Origin of the sequence: Pseudomonas sp. 51_B (genome assembly GCF_017491595.1) — a bacterium.
Classification (GTDB): Bacteria; Pseudomonadota; Gammaproteobacteria; order Pseudomonadales; family Pseudomonadaceae; genus Aquipseudomonas; species Aquipseudomonas promysalinigenes.
The window spans coordinates 49,743-65,783 of sequence record NZ_JAFGYW010000002.1 but is presented as its reverse complement, the minus strand read 5'-3'; the positions used below and the strand labels follow the sequence as shown (position 1 = coordinate 65,783).

The 16,041-nt window shown below is 60.6% G+C and carries 18 protein-coding genes and 1 pseudogene; 7 read left to right on the top strand and 12 right to left on the bottom strand.

The window, feature by feature from the left end; translation table 11 throughout:
- Positions 1 to 8 precede the first annotated feature (8 nt).
- From J5M56_RS03380 to J5M56_RS03370, 3 genes are read right to left on the bottom strand one after another with little or no spacing between them, the layout of a single operon-like run.
- Positions 9 to 314: a DUF6482 family protein gene (locus J5M56_RS03380; RefSeq protein ID WP_186477855.1), complete on the bottom strand. Its 306-nt coding sequence runs from the start codon at positions 312 to 314 to the stop codon at positions 9 to 11.
- Positions 311 to 847 (bottom strand): DUF3833 domain-containing protein, encoded by a 537-nt coding sequence (locus J5M56_RS03375; RefSeq protein WP_207869715.1) that lies wholly within the window; start codon positions 845 to 847, stop codon positions 311 to 313. Before J5M56_RS03375 ends, J5M56_RS03380 begins: the two co-directional genes overlap by 4 nt.
- 2 nt (positions 848 to 849) lie before the next feature.
- The gene (locus J5M56_RS03370; protein WP_186477857.1) at positions 850 to 1,386 is read right to left on the bottom strand and encodes a chalcone isomerase family protein; all 537 of its coding nucleotides are present in this window, start codon (positions 1,384 to 1,386) and stop codon (positions 850 to 852) included.
- A gap of 223 nt (positions 1,387 to 1,609) precedes the next feature.
- Between J5M56_RS03370 and J5M56_RS03365 the strand changes: the two genes are divergently transcribed.
- The 6 genes from J5M56_RS03365 to J5M56_RS03340 all read left to right on the top strand — a co-directional run bounded on the left by J5M56_RS03365 (position 1,610) and on the right by J5M56_RS03340 (position 6,734).
- Entirely contained in the window at positions 1,610 to 2,197 is a 588-nt protein-coding gene (locus J5M56_RS03365) for a GNAT family N-acetyltransferase (RefSeq protein WP_207869713.1), read from the top strand.
- A 2-nt stretch (positions 2,198 to 2,199) separates the two neighbouring features.
- Positions 2,200 to 2,559, top strand: a complete 360-nt coding sequence (locus tag J5M56_RS03360) for a cupin domain-containing protein (RefSeq protein ID WP_207869711.1) — start codon at positions 2,200 to 2,202, stop codon at positions 2,557 to 2,559.
- A 270-nt stretch (positions 2,560 to 2,829) separates the two neighbouring features.
- Positions 2,830 to 4,239, top strand: a complete 1,410-nt coding sequence (locus J5M56_RS03355; RefSeq protein WP_060477071.1) for a circularly permuted type 2 ATP-grasp protein — start codon at positions 2,830 to 2,832, stop codon at positions 4,237 to 4,239.
- A 3-nt stretch (positions 4,240 to 4,242) separates the two neighbouring features.
- On the top strand, positions 4,243 to 5,193 hold the full coding sequence (locus J5M56_RS03350; RefSeq protein ID WP_060477070.1) for an alpha-E domain-containing protein: 951 nt from the start codon (positions 4,243 to 4,245) through the stop codon (positions 5,191 to 5,193).
- Positions 5,190 to 5,969 carry a transglutaminase family protein gene (locus J5M56_RS03345; RefSeq protein ID WP_207869709.1) on the top strand — a complete coding sequence of 260 codons (780 nt, stop codon included), beginning with the start codon at positions 5,190 to 5,192 and terminating at the stop codon, positions 5,967 to 5,969. Before J5M56_RS03350 ends, J5M56_RS03345 begins: the two co-directional genes overlap by 4 nt.
- A gap of 42 nt (positions 5,970 to 6,011) precedes the next feature.
- Positions 6,012 to 6,734, top strand: a complete 723-nt coding sequence (locus tag J5M56_RS03340) for a proteasome-type protease (protein WP_060477068.1) — start codon at positions 6,012 to 6,014, stop codon at positions 6,732 to 6,734.
- Between the two features lie 97 nt (positions 6,735 to 6,831).
- On the opposite strand, the gene J5M56_RS03335 is transcribed toward J5M56_RS03340, so the two are convergent.
- Complete coding sequence (locus J5M56_RS03335; protein ID WP_207869708.1) at positions 6,832 to 7,857, bottom strand: methionine synthase; 1,026 nt, start codon at positions 7,855 to 7,857, stop codon at positions 6,832 to 6,834.
- Between the two features lie 25 nt (positions 7,858 to 7,882).
- Positions 7,883 to 8,869 (bottom strand): annotated as a pseudogene (locus tag J5M56_RS03330) (DUF1852 domain-containing protein).
- 187 nt (positions 8,870 to 9,056) lie between these two features.
- Between J5M56_RS03330 and J5M56_RS03325 the strand changes: the two are divergent.
- Positions 9,057 to 10,190, top strand: a complete 1,134-nt coding sequence (locus tag J5M56_RS03325; protein WP_186477862.1) for an aminotransferase class V-fold PLP-dependent enzyme — start codon at positions 9,057 to 9,059, stop codon at positions 10,188 to 10,190.
- Between the two features lie 116 nt (positions 10,191 to 10,306).
- On the opposite strand, the gene J5M56_RS03320 is transcribed toward J5M56_RS03325, so the two are convergent.
- Genes J5M56_RS03320 through J5M56_RS03290 form a run of 7 tightly spaced genes read right to left on the bottom strand, consistent with a single transcriptional unit; the run spans position 10,307 to position 16,019 of the window.
- Positions 10,307 to 11,719: an MFS transporter gene (locus J5M56_RS03320; RefSeq protein WP_207869706.1), complete on the bottom strand. Its 1,413-nt coding sequence runs from the start codon at positions 11,717 to 11,719 to the stop codon at positions 10,307 to 10,309.
- A gap of 21 nt (positions 11,720 to 11,740) precedes the next feature.
- Complete coding sequence (gene aroQ / locus J5M56_RS03315; protein ID WP_060477063.1) at positions 11,741 to 12,178, bottom strand: type II 3-dehydroquinate dehydratase; 438 nt, start codon at positions 12,176 to 12,178, stop codon at positions 11,741 to 11,743.
- 2 nt (positions 12,179 to 12,180) lie between these two features.
- Positions 12,181 to 12,999 carry a shikimate dehydrogenase gene (gene aroE / locus J5M56_RS03310; RefSeq protein ID WP_186477864.1) on the bottom strand — a complete coding sequence of 273 codons (819 nt, stop codon included), beginning with the start codon at positions 12,997 to 12,999 and terminating at the stop codon, positions 12,181 to 12,183.
- Positions 12,996 to 14,228, bottom strand: a complete 1,233-nt coding sequence (locus J5M56_RS03305) for a CoA transferase (RefSeq protein ID WP_186477865.1) — start codon at positions 14,226 to 14,228, stop codon at positions 12,996 to 12,998. Before J5M56_RS03305 ends, aroE begins: the two co-directional genes overlap by 4 nt.
- Positions 14,225 to 14,680 carry a MaoC family dehydratase gene (locus J5M56_RS03300; protein ID WP_060477060.1) on the bottom strand — a complete coding sequence of 152 codons (456 nt, stop codon included), beginning with the start codon at positions 14,678 to 14,680 and terminating at the stop codon, positions 14,225 to 14,227. Before J5M56_RS03300 ends, J5M56_RS03305 begins: the two co-directional genes overlap by 4 nt.
- On the bottom strand, positions 14,677 to 15,075 hold the full coding sequence (locus tag J5M56_RS03295) for a VOC family protein (protein WP_207869704.1): 399 nt from the start codon (positions 15,073 to 15,075) through the stop codon (positions 14,677 to 14,679). The genes J5M56_RS03300 and J5M56_RS03295 overlap by 4 nt, the downstream gene beginning before the upstream one ends.
- On the bottom strand, positions 15,072 to 16,019 hold the full coding sequence (locus J5M56_RS03290) for a 2-dehydropantoate 2-reductase (RefSeq protein WP_207869702.1): 948 nt from the start codon (positions 16,017 to 16,019) through the stop codon (positions 15,072 to 15,074). The genes J5M56_RS03295 and J5M56_RS03290 overlap by 4 nt, the downstream gene beginning before the upstream one ends.
- Between the last annotated feature and the right edge of the window lie 22 nt (positions 16,020 to 16,041).

The window sequence follows — 16,041 nt, the reverse complement described above, 5'->3', positions numbered from 1 at the left end:
CGCTTGGGCTACCACTGGCTGTCGAGCGAAAAAGGTATGCGAAGCGGCGCAATGGGGCCGTCGCGCTGCCCGCACATTTCATCGTGGACCGCATGTTGTACCAGCATGCAGGGCACCGGTGGAACGTCGGCGAGCAACTGACGCAACTCGGTCGTGGAGCGCAAACGAATAGGCTGGTCATCCTCATCGGCCAAAGTCACTGGGCCTTCTGTGGTCAAAGCTCTGAGAATATAGAACCCACCTTCGAGCGACAGCAGTTCCAGCTCTTTCGCTTCACCGCTGGTTACCATTTGGATCAGTGTGGTCAAGTTCATGGAGTAGCCTCGGGCATGCGGCGGAAGGAGAGAGTGATCTGGCCGATCTCGACACCGAGCTTGGTCATGCTCGACCGGTTGATCAGGGTGTCCTCATCCATCAAATACATCCAATCGTCCAGATCAACCTGCCAGTGCCGCCCGTCAACCGGCAGGTCCAGCGTGTATCGCCAACGCAGTGCATTACCCGCCACTTCGCCCTGCGCCTGGCCAATCACATCGCCAGCCGTGCCCCGCCAGCGGTTTGGACCTTCGGGCACCAATGTCCAGACGCGCTGTTGGCGGGTGCCGTCGCTGTACACGAAACGTTCGTCCAGGATCAGCCGCTCGCCCTCGCGACGGCTATCGATGCGCACGTGAAAGCGCTTGACCACTTCGCCTGATCGCTTCTGGAACATGCCCCAGGCCTGTACGGGCCGCGAGAAGAACGCAGCCAAGTCAAATTTTGGTTGCTCCTGGGCATAACGCTCTACCCCCACATTGCCGCAACTGCCTAGCAGCAGGCAGCAGACAAGTAGCATCGCTCTAGACATATTCACGTTCCTCGCTCGTTGCCTGCCAGCCCAAGTAGGCGCTGACGCAGTTGTGTGTCCCTGGCGCCGGGTGCCAGCCATATTGCAAAGAAAGCTCTGGCGAAATACGGGTCCGCAATCTCGCGGCTTAGTTGGCCATTGATGTAAAACCGACAACCGACCTCTGGGATATAGACCCCGGTAATGCGCATACCAGGTTCTACGTCAGCGAATGCTTGCCCTAGGGCCTTGCCCCAATCATCGCTTTGCTGGGCAGTCAGGGTGCCAGCGCTCAAACGGCGCATCTCTTGGAGGCTGGCTTTGACCAAGGTGTCTTTCGAGAGCGCTCGGTGGTAAAGCAGGTCGAGCGCAAATGGCTGATTCCAGTCATGGACAGGGCCTGCAGCCCACAGTTGGGCTGTATAAAGGCTCAAGCCAAACCAGGTGAACTCCCCAGAGCCAATCCGCTGCGCGCCAGGCAAGTCCGAGCGCCAGTCGCCCACCGCAGAAAATGCAGCAAGCAGCAACAACAGGCAGTTCCAACGAATAGGGCGGGCCATGCTGACCTCGGTCACGTTCAAATCTTGTACAAATATAGCACCATGTATAGGTTTTGCTCGAATAACGTATAGTTTTTTTCAGTTATCGACCCAAGCCAAGGTCGCATCCCAAGCTAGGGATGTCGCCTCCAGCACCGCCTGTAGCAATCCAAACGCCTACCCTTGCCCTAGCCAACGCCCAGCGGCTGGTCATCAACTTTCTAACCCCGTGGAGTCGTGAACAATGCCGATAGGCTTCAGGCCTGCCCAGGCCTCGGACGCGCAAGACATTGCGCGTTTTTTCCAACTCACATCCGAGGGCATGGCCGATTACATCTGGAGCACGCTCGCAGCCCCTGGAGAATCATTGCTCAGTGTCGGTACCGCTCGCTATGCCAGAGACCATGGTGACTTCTCCTTCAAAAATTGCCTGATGGCCACCGACGAGGAGCGCGTGGTCGGCATGATGCACAGCTACCCGTTGTACGCCACGGCTGGCAGGCCGAGCGAAACCGACCCTGTGCTTGCCCCCTATGCCGACATGGAGGTCCCCAACACGTTGTACATCTCCAGCCTGGCACTGGATGAGGGGTGGCGAAACCGGGGGCTGGGGCTTGAGTTTCTGCGCCACGCCCAGCAGCGCGCTGACAATGCGGGCCTCGATGGCCTGTGCCTGATCGATTACCAAGCCAATCACGGCGCCCGCCGCTTCTATGAACGCCACGGCTTTAGAATCGTGAAAACCTGCCAGATCGTGGCCCATCCGATGCTGCGAGTCACCGGTGACGCCTACTTGATGTATCGCCCCACTGAAAATGTGCTCGGGAAATGACCATGAACAAGCAACTGACTGTATTCCGCGAACTGGATGTTGAACCGCTGCGCGACCTGCCATTCTTCGAAGCCGTTGTGGAAGGTGACCCGCACACGCTGACTACCAAGCACTATCACGACGAGCAGCAAGGCCGTATCAGCGGCGAATGGGAAGCCAGCGTCGGGGCATGGCGCATTGACTACAAGGTTTGGGAGTTCTGCCATGTGCTAAGTGGCTGCTGCATCATCGAACTTGAGGGTTGCTCGACAGTCAGGTTGAGCGCTGGCGACACGTTCATCATCGAGCCAGGCGCCAAAGGTAAATGGACAGTGGTGGAAAACATGAAAAAGAACTTTGTCATTCTGCTGCCTGCCGGCTAACCCGCGCGCTTGAAGGCAGCTCCGGTGGCAGGGGTGGGGCGCGCCACGGGCACCAACTTGGTTCATAACCTAGAGCCACCTGCCCCATGCACCCTTTTGATGCAGGTCACTGGCTGCACCCCAGGGGCGGCCGGAGGATAAAAAGCATAAATTTCAGCAAGTTATCCTCGGCATCCGCGCCTGGAGGGCTGCGCCGGGGTTTGGGCACTTTCATTGCAATGAAGCCTTGCATGCACAACGCACTGCCAGCAATGGTTGCAAGGAGTGGCTATGTCCCGGGCCTTTTTCAATGAGATGTATGAACCCAACGGCAATTGCCGCCCGCATTATCAGGAGTTCGCTCGCTGGTTGGCCAACACCCCGCTGGAGCTACTGGAGCAACGTCGACGCGAAGCCGACCTGCTGTTTCACCGCGCCGGCATCACCTTCACCCTCTATGGCGACAAGGAAGACACCGAACGCCTGATTCCCTTCGATATCATCCCCCGCAGCATCCGCGCCAGCGAGTGGCGCACGGTCGAACGTGGCTGCATCCAGCGGGTGCAGGCGCTGAACCTGTTCCTGCAAGACATCTACCACGACCAGCGCATCCTCAAGGAAGGCATCATTGCGCCTGAGCAAGTGCTGGCCAATGAGGGCTATCAGATCGCTATGCAGGGCCTGGACCTGCACCGCGGGCTGTATGCCCATATCGCCGGCGTCGATCTGGTGCGCGATGGCGATGGCAGCTACTTCGTGCTGGAAGACAACCTGCGCACGCCCAGCGGCGTCAGCTACATGCTCGAAGACCGCAAGATGATGATGCGTTTGTTCCCCGAGTTATTCGCCGCTCAACGTATCGCCCCCATCGATCACTACCCCAACCTGCTGCTCGATACACTCAAAAGCGCCAGCCCTCTGGATAACCCAACCGCCGTGCTGCTGACCCCAGGACGCTTCAACAGCGCCTACTTCGAGCACGCCTTCCTGGCACGGGAAATGGGCATTGAACTGGTGGAGGGTGCTGACCTGTTCATCCGTGATGAGCATGTCTACATGCGCACTACCGCAGGCCCTCAGCAGGTGGATGTGATCTATCGACGGCTGGACGACGGTTACCTGGACCCACTGTCGTTCAACCCCGACTCGATGCTCGGGGTGCCAGGGCTGATCTCGGTGTACCGCGCCGGCAACGTGGTGCTGGCCAATGCGGTGGGCACCGGGGTGGCTGATGACAAGTCGATCTACCCCTATGTCGATGAGATGATCCGCTTCTATCTGAGCGAGGAACCGATCCTCAACAACGTGCCGACCTGGCAGTGCCGGCGCCCTGCCGACCTGTCCCATGTACTTGCGCACCTGCCGGAGTTGGTGGTCAAGGAAACCCAAGGCTCCGGCGGCTACGGCATGTTGGTCGGGCCAGCTTCGACCAAGGCGCAGATCGAGGACTTCCGTGCCCGCATCAAAGCTCGCCCGCATGCCTACATCGCCCAGCCCACGCTGTGCCTGTCCACCTGCCCGACCTTCGTCGACAGCGGCATCGCACCGCGCCATATCGACCTGCGCCCGTTCGTGCTGTCGGGCAGCGAAACCCGCTTGGTGCCCGGTGGCCTTACCCGCGTGGCCCTGCAGGAAGGCTCGCTGGTGGTCAACTCGTCGCAGGGCGGCGGCACCAAGGACACCTGGGTGGTGGAGGACTGAACCATGCTTTCAAGAACCGCTTCCGACCTCTACTGGATGTCGCGCTACCTGGAGCGCGCGGAAAACCTCGCGCGTATGCTGGAGGTCAGCTATTCGCTGTCGCTGATGCCCCAGGCCGGGCGCAGTGACGGCCATGCGGAGCTGGCCATGTCGCTGCTGGCCTCCGGCACGCTGGATGACTACCGCCGCAGGCACGCCGAGCTCGATACCGAACGGATGCTGCACTTCTTCGCCCTGGATGCGACCAACCCCAGCAGCATCTATTGCTGCCTGCAGGCGGCCCGAACCAACGCCCACGCTGTGCGCGGGCGTATCACCGCCGACATGTGGGAGAACATCAACGCCACCTGGATCGAAATGCGCAAGATCGCCAGCAATGGCCTGGGCCGCTACGGCATCAGCCAGTTCTGCGACTGGGTCAAGGAACGCTCGCACCTGTTCCGTGGAGCGACCTCGGGCACCATCATGCGCAACGATGCCTATAGCTTCATCCGCCTGGGCACCTTCCTTGAGCGAGCCGACAACACGCTGCGCCTGCTCGATGCTCGCTATGAAATGTTCGGCGAAGCCTCCGAAGAGGTCAGTGATGATTCGGCCCGTGGCTACTACCAGTGGAGTGCACTGCTCCGCGCGCTGACCTCCTATGAAGCCTTCAACGAGCTCTACCGCGCAGCCCCCAGCGCCCGGCCAGTGTCTGAGCTGCTGCTGCTGCGGGTGGACGTACCCCGTTCCCTGCATGCCTGCATCGATGAGCTGGATCAGATCCTTGGCAGCCTGCCCGGCAGTACCGGGCGCGCGGCACAACGCATGGCTGCCGAGCTCAACGCGCGCCTGCGTTACACCGCTATCGACGAAGTCCTCGAGGCCGGGCTGCACCCGTGGCTGACCGACTTCCTCGGGCGCATCAACCAACTGGGCCAGGCGGTCCATCGCTCCTATCTGGAGGTTGTATGAAACTGTCCATTCGCCATGACACCACCTACAGCTACGCAAGCGATGTGTGTAACAGCATCCAGTTCCTGCGCCTGACGCCTCGCAGCAGTGGCCGCCAGCGTATTGATCAATGGCAACTGGACCTGCCCTGCAAAGTGCGGGCTCAGGTCGATCCTTATGGCAACATCCTCCATGTGTTGACCTTGGACAAGCCCCACGGCCACCTGGCCCTGACCGCCAGCGGCCAGGTAGAAATCGACCCGGCGTGCGAGCACGAGGCCGGTGAACATTCACCCCTGCCGTTCCTGCGCGGCAGCCATCTAACCGAAGCCGACGACACCCTCAAGGCCTTCGCCAGCCGCCACTGCGGTGAACACCGCGACCGAGCCGCGCTGACTGCGCTAATGCAGGGCCTGGCCGAGCACATGCCGTATTCCCCTGGCGCTACCTCGGTAGGGACCACAGCCATCGAAGCATTCAAGGGCGCTGCCGGGGTTTGCCAGGACCACACCCACGCCTTCCTCGCTTGCGCACGCAGCCTGGGCATCCCGGCGCGCTATGTCTCCGGCTACCTGTGCACCGAGGATGAACAACACCTGGCCAGCCATGCCTGGGCCGAAGCCTGGGTCAACGGCGCCTGGTACAGCTTCGACATCACCAACCGCCTCACCCGGCCTGAACGCCACTTGAAGCTGGCGGTAGGCCTGGATTACCTCGATGCCTGCCCGGTCAGGGGCGTGCGCCGGGGTGGCGGTGTCGAATCGATGCAAGCCAGCGTCCATGTGCACCGCCAGTAACTGGCGCAGCCTGCGCTCACAACGATTTCCAAGGAACTGCCCATGACATACTGCGTTGCCATGCACCTGGCGGACGGGCTCGTTTTCATCAGCGACTCGCGCACCAATGCGGGGATCGACCAGATCTCGACCTTCGCCAAATTGTTCGTTTTCAGCCTGCCCGGCGAGCGTCTGATCGTCCTGCAAACGGCAGGCAATCTGGCGACCTCGCAGTCGGTGGTGAACCTGCTGCGTCAACGAACCCAGGGGCCTGGCCCCCACCTGCTGAACGTCGACACCCTGTATGACGCCACGGTGCTGGTGGCCGACACCCTGCGCGAGGTCGTCAGCCGCGACCGCTGCAAGCTGACGGCCGGCATCGACCTGACCAGTTCATTCATCGTCGGCGGGCAAATTGCCGGCAGCCCAATGGCGATCTACAACGTCTACGCCCAGGGCAATTTCTTCCAGGCAACGACCGACACCCCGTTCCTGCAACTGGGCGAAAGCAAATACGGGCGGCCCATTCTGGACCGTAACCTCACCTACCAGACGCCGCTTGACGAAGCGCTGCGCTGCGGGCTGATCTCGTTCGACTCGACCATCCGCAGCAATTTGTCGGTGGGTATGCCATTGGACATGTTGGTGTACCACAAGGACAGCCTCGAAGCCCCCGCCCGTCAGCGTATCACCAGCGACGACGCCTACTACGTGCAGATTCGCCGGCAATGGAGCGATGGCCTGAAACGGTTGCTGGCAGAGTTGCCTGCCCCTCCCTACAGCTGAGGCCAACTGCGATAGCGCTGCCAGCAACCCATCGAGGATGATGCCCCGCCAGCACGCCGGGGTGGCGCACCGTGTTGACGGCAGCGCTTGTTCGACTTTACGTGAGTTCGCTTCGCACTATCGCAGCGCCTGCGCTCAGCGCATGCAGCTTGCCGCTGGCCACTTGGCGCGGCAGCGGGGCCATGCCGCAGTTGGTACACGGGTAAAGTTTATCGGCGTCTACGAACTGCAGCGCCTTGCGCAGGGTATTGGCGACCTCTTCTGGTGTTTCGATTGCGTGGTTGGCCACGTCGATGGCACCGACCATCACCTTTTTGCCGCGGATAAGTTCGAGCAGCTCCATCGGCACATGGGAGTTGTGGCACTCCAGTGAAATGATGTCCAGGCTGGACTCGCGCAGTTTGGGGAAGGCTTGCTCATATTGGCGCCATTGGTCACCCAAGGTCTTTTTCCAGTCGGTGTTGGCCTTGATGCCATAGCCATAGCAGATATGCACGGCCGTTTCGCATTTCAGGCCTTCAACCGCCCTTTCAAGGGCGGCCACACCCCAGTCGTTGACCTCATCGAAAAACACATTGAATGCCGGCTCGTCGAACTGAATGATGTCCACCCCTGCGGCCTCCAACTCTCGGGCTTCCTGATTGAGGATACCGGCGAATTCCCAGGCCAGTTGCTCGCGGCTCTGGTAATGGCTGTCGTAGAGGGTATCGATCATGGTCATCGGGCCCGGCAGTGCCCATTTGATCGGCTGGGCGGTCAACCGCCTCAAGAACTTGGCATCTTCGACGAACACCGGCTGCTTCCGAGCGACAGCACCTACCACGGTGGGCACGCTGGCGTCATAGCGATCGCGGATCCTGACCGTCTGACGCTTGGCAAAGTCCACGCCGCTCAGGTGTTCGATGAAGGTGGTCACAAAGTGTTGGCGGGTCTGCTCGCCGTCACTGACGATATCGATACCGGCATGCTGTTGCGCATGCAGGGCAAGGCACAGCGCATCGCGTTTGCCTTCGGCCAAATGTTCATCGTGCAGCTTCCAGGGTGACCACAGTGTTTCTGGCTGCGCCAGCCAGGCAGGCTTGGGCAAACTGCCGGCTGTCGAGGTGGGTAACAGTCTGTGCATATCGGACTCCTTAAAGGCGGGTGACTCAGCTGATGCATTGAGCGCACCACTGCTCCAGCAGCACGCGGTAAGGCTTGATGAAATGCTCTTCGGCGAACTGGCCTTGCTCGATGGCCAACCGGGCTCGCTCCTCGCGGTCGTAGACGATGCGAGTCAGTGAGTAATCCTGGTGCTGCAAGCTGGGGCGGTAAGTTTTACCGGCTGCGGCATTCGCATTGTAAATCTCCGGCCGGTAGATCTTCTGGAAGGACTCCATGGTGCTGATGGTGCCGATCAACTCCAAGTTGCTGAAGTCGCTCAGCAGGTCACCGGCAAAATAGAACGCCAAGGGCGCCACGCTATTGGGCGGCATAAAGTAACGTACCTTCAAACCCATTTTTCCGAAGTATTCATCTGTCAATGAATATTCATCCTAGCGGTATTCAACGCCCAGCACAGGGTGCTGATTTTCCGTTCGATGATAAGTTCTACTGCTGGAAACGCTCAGGCAAATCACCGGCCGCTTGGCAAAATGTTCTCGATAAGCCAACGAACTGACAAATGACTTGAAGAGGGCACCGTGTAATGCCCCGAAGTGCTCGGGTGTGGTGAAGACTGCTTGATCTTTATTGTGCGCCTGCAATACGACACTGAAATCGTAATCACGCAGATACGAGGAAAAGTTATTGCCGACGATGCCCTCCAAGCGCCGGCCAGTAGCCCGATCATGGAGGGTGGTTTGCAGCAGTTCAAGCAAGGGCAGCCTTTGGCTTGAATGCTCGGCATCAACATTGATCTCGGCTGAAACGATATCCAGCTCAACGCTGTAGCGATCCCCACGGGGATTATCCCAGTGCGCCAGCTCATTGAATCGATTATTGATCATCGTCAACGTATTGCGCAGATTTTCCTGACGGTGCTCGCCCCTGGCCAAGTTGGCGAAGTTGGTGGTGATCCGCGTGGTTTCAGCCGGGCGATAATGCTCGTTGAAACCGACGCGTTTTATGGAGAAGGTAAAGTTTGGGCGCGTCATGGGCTGACCGTCTCATTTGCATGTTCAATGATTTCCAATTGCTGGGCATTCTAAGTTGCAGCGCTTAGCCAGTTGAACTGAATTGATTTCACCGGCTCTTTAGTCAGGCTCATGAAGGCGTGGGCACCGCTGCCGCCGCGCACGGCAGTCGTCTATGCTGAATCTTCTCTGCCAAAGGAATCATTCCATGTCCAAGCTTTATCCCAGCGTCGACCCGCAAGGGCTGGTCGAGTACTCGGTCGTTTACACCGACCGATCGCTCAACCATATGTCGCAGGCTTTTCAGGGGGTGATGCAAAACATTTCCAGCACCCTGAAGCAGGTCTACAACGCCCAGGCCGTTGCTCTGGTGCCAGGCAGCGGTACATTCGGCATGGAGGCGGTGGCGCGGCAATTTGCCAGTGGCGCCCGATGCCTGGTAATACGCAACGGCTGGTTCAGTTATCGCTGGAGCCAGATTCTGGAAATGGGCAACATCGCGGCGGCAACTTCGGTGCTCAAAGCCCGGCCAGTTGATGCTGGACGCCAAGCGGCTTACACCCCTGCTCCCCTGGATGAAGTGCTGGCGGCCATCGAGGCGCACAAACCTCAGATCGTTTTCGCCCCGCACGTCGAAACCTCCGCCGGGATCATTCTGCCCGATGACTATCTACGGGCGGTGGGCGACGCCGTGCACAAGGTTGGCGGCCTGTTCGTGCTGGACTGCATCGCCTCGGGCGCACTGTGGGTCGATATGCAGGCCTGCGCAGTGGACCTGCTGATCAGCGCACCGCAAAAGGGCTGGAGCGCTTCCCCTTGCTGCGCCATGGTGATGCTCAGTGCGCTGGCTGTCGAACGCATCGAACACACCCAAAGCAGCAGCTTTGCCTGCGACTTGAAGAAGTGGCTGCAGATCATGCAAGCCTACGAACAGGGTGGACATGCCTACCACGCCACCATGCCCAGCGACGCGCTTGCCCGGTTCAACGATGTGATGAAGGAGATGCAAGCCTACGGCTTCGAGAAACTGCGCGCCCAGCAGCAGGCACTCGGCGACCGGGTTCGCGCCATGTTGGCCAGCAAAGGCATCAGGAGCGTGGCAGCGCCCGGCTTCCAGGCCCCTGGTGTGGTGGTGAGTTATACCGATGATGCCGACATCAAAAACGGCAAGAAATTTGCCGATCAAGGCCTGCAGATTGCTGCCGGAGTCCCCTTGCAATGTGACGAGCCGGCGGACTTCCAGACGTTCCGCATCGGTTTGTTCGGGCTCGAAAAACTGTACAACATCGAGCGCACGGTCAGCATTCTGGAGCAGGCGCTGAATGAAGTGATGCCCCGTTGAACGCTCGCTGGGTCACACGCAATCAACGTATATTCAGCCAGTGATCCAGCCACAGCTGGCCCGAACCTTGGGCGATCAGCAGCACAAGCAAGCCGGCCCATGTGGGGTGCGTGCCTTTAAGTACGCAGAACCTCGGCGCCGGCATTGCCTGGCAGGCGCGCGGTATCGACCAGCGCGATACCAGCGATCAGCGCCACACCCAGCAATGCCCAATGAAAATCGGTGACGCTCATGCTGCCCTCAGCGCCACGCAGCAGCATAGATAGCCTCAACAACAACGCCACCACGGCGACACCCAAGGCCATTGCCAGCTGGAAGAACATGCTGAACAAGGTCGATGCCTCGGCCATCAGCGGCTTGGGCACCTCGGCAAAACCTACGGCGTTGTAGGCGGTGAACTGCATCGAGCGCGACAGCCCGCCCACGAACAGCACCAGTGCCATCCAATACCACGCCATCCCCTGCTGCAAACTCAGGCAGGCCAGGATGCTGGCAACGCCGATCACCCCATTGCAAAGCAGCACTCGACGAAAACCATAACGCCGCATCAAGCCGGTAGTGAACGGCTTCATGGCCAAATTGCCCGCAAAGATCGCCAGCACCAGCAAGCCTGCATCCACTGGGGAAAGGCTAAAGCCAACCTGGAGCAACAGAGGTATCAGGAACGGCAAGGCACTGATCGACAGGCGGAAAAGCGTCCCGCCAATGATACTGGCCCTGAACGTGCCGATCGCCAAAACCGCCATTGGTAACAGTGGCGCTGGATGCCCCAGGCAGTGGCGCCACGCCAGCCACGTTAGTAGCCCGCCCAACGTGACCAGCGCCGCACCGCTAAGCAGGGTGCCGGCCCCCATCGAACCGAGGGTTTCCAGGCCGATCAGCCATGCAGCACAGGCCGATGCAAGCAGCACGAAGCCACGTAGATCAAACGGCCGTACATCACTGCAACGGCTAGCGGGGATCAGCCACCATGCCGCTGCCATGGCCAGCACGCCGAGCGGAATATTCAGGTAGAAGATCCACGGCCATGACCAATGGGTGACGATCAGCCCGCCGATGGGAGGGCCCAGTACCGGCGCAACTAGCCCGGGCCAGGTGATCAGCGCGAGCATTTTCACCAGGTCTTGTTTTTCGGTGGTACGCAGCACGACCATACGGCCGACAGGCACCATCAACGCACCCGCGATACCCTGCAGCACGCGCGCAGCGACGAATGTTTCAAGGTTCGGCGCCAAACCGCACAGCCAGGAGGCCAGGGTGAACAGGCCAACGGCGACAGCAAACACCAGACGCGCACCAAAGCGTTCGGCGACCCAACCACTGAGCGGGATGAACACCGCCACTGCCAGTAGGTAGGCGCTGATGCCAATGTTCAGGTCGACCGGGTTCTGGGCAAAGTCGCGGGCCATCTGCGGCAACGCCGTGGCGATGATGGTGGCATCGAGGTTCTCCATGAAAAAGGTGACTGCCACCAGCAATGCAACACCGATGCCTTGGCGCGAATCATTCGACGTGGCTGAGTGGCTCATGGCACCGCTCCCTAGGGGCTTTCAGTGGATATTGAGCGCTGCACGCAGGGCCAGTAGGTAGGTCTGCACGCCGAACCCGCATATCTGCCCGCTCACCACCTCGGCAAACACCGAGTGGTGGCGGAAGGGTTCCCGGGCATGGATGTTCGACATATGAACCTCCACCACTGGCACTTCGAGGATCGCCAATGCGTCGCGGATACCGTAGCTGTAATGAGTCCAGGCTCCGGCATTGATCAACACTGCATCCACTCGATCTTCATAGGCCTGATGGATGCGCTCGCACATGGCTCCTTCATGGTTGGTCTGGAAGCTCTCGACCTGGGCGCCTAGCTCCTGGGCCAATGCCTGCAGGGCCTGATCGATATCGGCCAGGGTCGCCGTGCCATATTGGCGCGGGTCTCGCTTGCCGAACATGTTGTGGTTGATGCCATGCAGCATCAGAACGTTGGCGGCCATGGTCACTCCAAAGCAATGGTCAGGCGCTCGATAACAGCGCGGGTGTCGGGCCGCACGCCGCGCCACCAGGCAAACGCTTCAGCGGCCTGCTCCACGAGCATGCCCACGCCATCGGCCAAGTGCGCCACCCCTTGTTCCCGCGCCAGGCGCAAGAACGGCGTCAGGCCTTTGCCGTAGGCCAATTCGTAGGCCAGCCGGGCCCCGCTCAGCACCTGCGCGGGCAGCGGCGGCAATTGCCCCGTCAGGCTCGCAGAGGTGGCATTGACCACCACGTCGAACGCCTGCCCTTGCAACTCTTCATAACGGCTGATGCGCAGCAGAGGGTGATCCAGCTCATTGCGCAAGGCTAGCGCCTTGGCCATATCCCGGTTGGCGAGCACCACTTCACTGGGCTCAGCCTGCAGGAACGGCAGCAAAGCGCCACGTACCGCCCCGCCGGCACCGAGCAGCAATACCCGACGGTTGCGTAGCGGCTGGCCGAGGTTGACTTCGATATCCCGCAGCAGGCCGATACCATCGAAGTTTTCTGCAAAGATGTGATTACCCTCGAACCTCAATGCATTGGCCGCCCGTGCCAACTGCGCGCGCTCGCTGCGCCGGTCGGCCAGCTCGAAAGCGCGCAGTTTGAACGGTGCGGTGATGTTCATGCCCTGCCCGCCTTGATGGCGAAACTGCATGACCTGCGCCTCGAAATCCTCAAGCCCGCCCTCGATGGCGCCGTATTCCAAGGTTTGGCCAGTGGCTTCGGCGAATAGGCCATGAATCAACGGGGACTTGGTGTGGTTGATCGGCCGGCCGATCACTGCATAGCGGTCGCTCATCGTGCATCTCCGTGGGTGAACAATACGCCGTCGGCCTGCATGGCGGCGATCTCTTCTGGGGCAAAGCCTAGTGCTGCGGCCACTTCGGCATTGTGCTGGCCCAGGTCAGGGGCCACTTGGGAGATGGTGGTGTCGCACGCTGAGAAACGGAACGGCAGGTTCGGCATTCGCAAGGTGCCGTAGCGAGGGTGATGTTGCTCGATGACCATATTGCGCGCCTGGATCTGCGGATCAGCCAGCACCTCGTCGATGCGTTGAACCTTGGCGCTGGGAATGTCGATGGTGTCCAGCAAAGCGAGAATATCGGCCACCCGCCGAGCGCCGACCCAGTCGCGGACCACTGCAAGAATTGTCTGGCGGTGGGCATTGCGTCCGTTGAGGTTGTGGTAACGACTGTCGCTGCCGAACCCGGGTGGGCCGCCATTGGCTTCGAGCATGGCGGCGAAGCGTTGCCAGGCATCGTCGACCTGGGCCGCGATCACCAGGTCGCCATCGGCAGCGCGGAACACGCCGTACAGGGTCGAGGTGGGCATGTCATGGCCGGTCTGCTCGGGCAGCACGGTGCCCCCGGACAACGTGTAGCACTGCACGGCGTATTCGTGCATCGACACCAGCGTGTCGTACAGGGCCATGTCGATATGCTGCCCGCGGCCACTGCTGACTCGGCCGAGCAGCGCCGCATTGATCGCAGCTACGGCGTGAATACCGGTGTACATATCGCCAAGGGAAATACGCAGCAGAGGTGGGGCCTCGCCAGGTACGCCGACCATCTGCATGATCCCACTCTTGGCCTCGGCGATCAGCCCAAAGCCTGCGCGGTGCGCATCCGGCCCGGTGTGGCCATAGGCGGAAATCGAGCAGTACACCAAGCGCGGATTGCGCGCACTGAGTTCGGCATAACCCAGGCCCAGTTTGTCCAAAGCACCAGGGCGATAGTTTTCGATGAACACATCGGCCGAATCGGTCAGGCGCTGCATGAAGGCTTTGCCACGTGGGTCCTTCATGTTCACGCTGACGCCTTGCTTGCCCATGTTCAATTGCAGGAAGTAACCGCTTTGCTGCTCATCGAGGGTAAATGCGTGCTGACGACCCGCATCCCCGGTGCCAGGGCGTTCGACTTTGATCACTTCGGCGCCCAGCGCCGCCAGGCATCGGCCAACATACGGTCCTGCCAGAAAATGGCTGTAATCGATGACGCGGATACCTGCCAATGGCAATGCCTGGCTCATGCTTCTACCCTCCTTGGCACCATCAGACGGTGCTCGCCGCGCTGCACGACTTGGCCATGTTGGTTGATCAATTCAGAGGGTAGGACCACGATGCCCCAACCTGGCCGGCTATTGCTCGGGCGCATCGCCCCAACGCGCATGCGCACATGCAGCACATCGCCGACCTTGATCGGTAACACGAAGTCCCAGGTCCAGCCCAGCGACATCCCTGGCAGGAAGCGGTAGTCGCATTGGGTCTTGAGGCCATCTGCAATGGATAACCCGAACAGGCCATGGGCGACCAGGCAGCCAAAATGACTGGCGTTGGCATATGCCTCATCAACATGCACCGGGGTGTGATCGCCCGTGAGGTCGGCGTAAGCCAGGATGCGTTCACGGGTAACGGTATAGGTGGGGCTGATGCATTCGTCGCCCTCGCGGGCATCATCCCAGTATTTTTCCACGATGCTCATGCTTGCACCTCTGCGCGTGGGTCAATGGCCAGCGCCTGAGCCACACAACCGGCGGGCAGGGCCTGGATGAACTCCACGGCCAGGCCGTCGGGCAAGCGCAACCAGTTGCGGCCCTGGGGCATGGCACTGACGCCAAAGCGCTGCGCCGCAGCCAGGGTGGCTTCGAGGTCTTCGCACATGATGCCTAAATGCGCCATACGTCCTTCGGGGCCTGTGAAATCAGGCTGATGAATGAACTGCAAACCACCCAGCGTCCAGTACTGTGCCGGCCGCTCAGGGTCACCCTGCAACTCACGCATGGCCATGCCGCACACCTCATTGAAGAAGCGGATATGCCACTGGATATCCCGCACCCAGAACGCGACGTGTTCCAGGTAGGCTTTAGGCTGGTTCATGGGTTCTCCTTTTTCTGGTGGTCGGCCATCGCCCGCTCGATGCCTTTGATACAGGCCACCAGGGTTGCGTTGACCGGTGTGGCGATGCCGTGGCGCTGGCCCCAGCGCACGACCGAGCCGTTGATGAAGTCGATTTCGGTGATCGAGCCTTTTTCCAGGCTCTGCAACATCGATGTGCGAAAACTGGCCGGCAACCCTTCGGCGGCCAGGCGCCAGGCGGCCTCGGGGCTGGTCAGGCTCAGGCGGATACCCGCCCTTTCGGCCACGGCGATGGCCTCGGCGACCGCGGCTTTGGCGGTATTTTCCAGTAGCGGCTCGCTGTAGAGCTGGCCGTAGCTAAGCATGGTGATGCCGCTCAGCGCCCCGGTGGCGACGTTGACCAGCAACTTGTCCCACATGGTGCCAAGGATGTTGTCGCTGACGGTGGTGGCCAGGCCTGCGCCATTGAAAGCCTCGGCGATCGCTTGCACGCGGGGGGTCAACTGGCCGTCCAGTTCGCCGATGTAAGTCTGCTTGCTCGCCACACCAGCGCGAATCGAGCCTGGCGCCAGCAGCACCCCGCCGACGTAGGTCTTGCCCGCCAGTACGCGCTCGCGGCCAACTGCTTGGGCGAGGATGTCCTCGTGGCCCAAGCCATTCTGCAGCGACAGCACCAGGGTGTGCGGCCCAATCAGTGCGCTGGCGCCGGCAATGGCCTGAGCGGTGTGAAACGATTTGACCAACACGATTACCAGATCAGCGACCCCAACCTGTGCCGCGTCGGTCGCAGCATTGACCTTGACATGCCGTTCGCCGCATTCATCCAGCACGTGCAGCCCGCGGGTATTGATCGCCTCCACGTGAGCCGCGCCACGATTCAATAGCCAGGTTTCATGCCCGGCCTCGCTCAGGGCTGCGCCGATGGCACAACCTAAGGCGCCGGCCCCCAGAATGCAGATTTTCACGTCGCAAACCTCCTGTGGTTTG

Coding starts and splice junctions, on each gene's coding strand:
- J5M56_RS03380 (WP_186477855.1), bottom strand. CDS start 314: ATGAACTTGACCACACTGATCCAAATGGTAACCAGCGGTGAAGCGAAA.
- J5M56_RS03375 (WP_207869715.1), bottom strand. CDS start 847: ATGTCTAGAGCGATGCTACTTGTCTGCTGCCTGCTGCTAGGCAGTTGC.
- J5M56_RS03370 (WP_186477857.1), bottom strand. CDS start 1,386: ATGGCCCGCCCTATTCGTTGGAACTGCCTGTTGTTGCTGCTTGCTGCA.
- J5M56_RS03365 (WP_207869713.1), top strand. CDS start 1,610: ATGCCGATAGGCTTCAGGCCTGCCCAGGCCTCGGACGCGCAAGACATT.
- J5M56_RS03360 (WP_207869711.1), top strand. CDS start 2,200: ATGAACAAGCAACTGACTGTATTCCGCGAACTGGATGTTGAACCGCTG.
- J5M56_RS03355 (WP_060477071.1), top strand. CDS start 2,830: ATGTCCCGGGCCTTTTTCAATGAGATGTATGAACCCAACGGCAATTGC.
- J5M56_RS03350 (WP_060477070.1), top strand. CDS start 4,243: ATGCTTTCAAGAACCGCTTCCGACCTCTACTGGATGTCGCGCTACCTG.
- J5M56_RS03345 (WP_207869709.1), top strand. CDS start 5,190: ATGAAACTGTCCATTCGCCATGACACCACCTACAGCTACGCAAGCGAT.
- J5M56_RS03340 (WP_060477068.1), top strand. CDS start 6,012: ATGACATACTGCGTTGCCATGCACCTGGCGGACGGGCTCGTTTTCATC.
- J5M56_RS03335 (WP_207869708.1), bottom strand. CDS start 7,857: ATGCACAGACTGTTACCCACCTCGACAGCCGGCAGTTTGCCCAAGCCT.
- J5M56_RS03325 (WP_186477862.1), top strand. CDS start 9,057: ATGTCCAAGCTTTATCCCAGCGTCGACCCGCAAGGGCTGGTCGAGTAC.
- J5M56_RS03320 (WP_207869706.1), bottom strand. CDS start 11,719: ATGAGCCACTCAGCCACGTCGAATGATTCGCGCCAAGGCATCGGTGTT.
- aroQ (WP_060477063.1), bottom strand. CDS start 12,178: ATGGCCGCCAACGTTCTGATGCTGCATGGCATCAACCACAACATGTTC.
- aroE (WP_186477864.1), bottom strand. CDS start 12,999: ATGAGCGACCGCTATGCAGTGATCGGCCGGCCGATCAACCACACCAAG.
- J5M56_RS03305 (WP_186477865.1), bottom strand. CDS start 14,228: ATGAGCCAGGCATTGCCATTGGCAGGTATCCGCGTCATCGATTACAGC.
- J5M56_RS03300 (WP_060477060.1), bottom strand. CDS start 14,680: ATGAGCATCGTGGAAAAATACTGGGATGATGCCCGCGAGGGCGACGAA.
- J5M56_RS03295 (WP_207869704.1), bottom strand. CDS start 15,075: ATGAACCAGCCTAAAGCCTACCTGGAACACGTCGCGTTCTGGGTGCGG.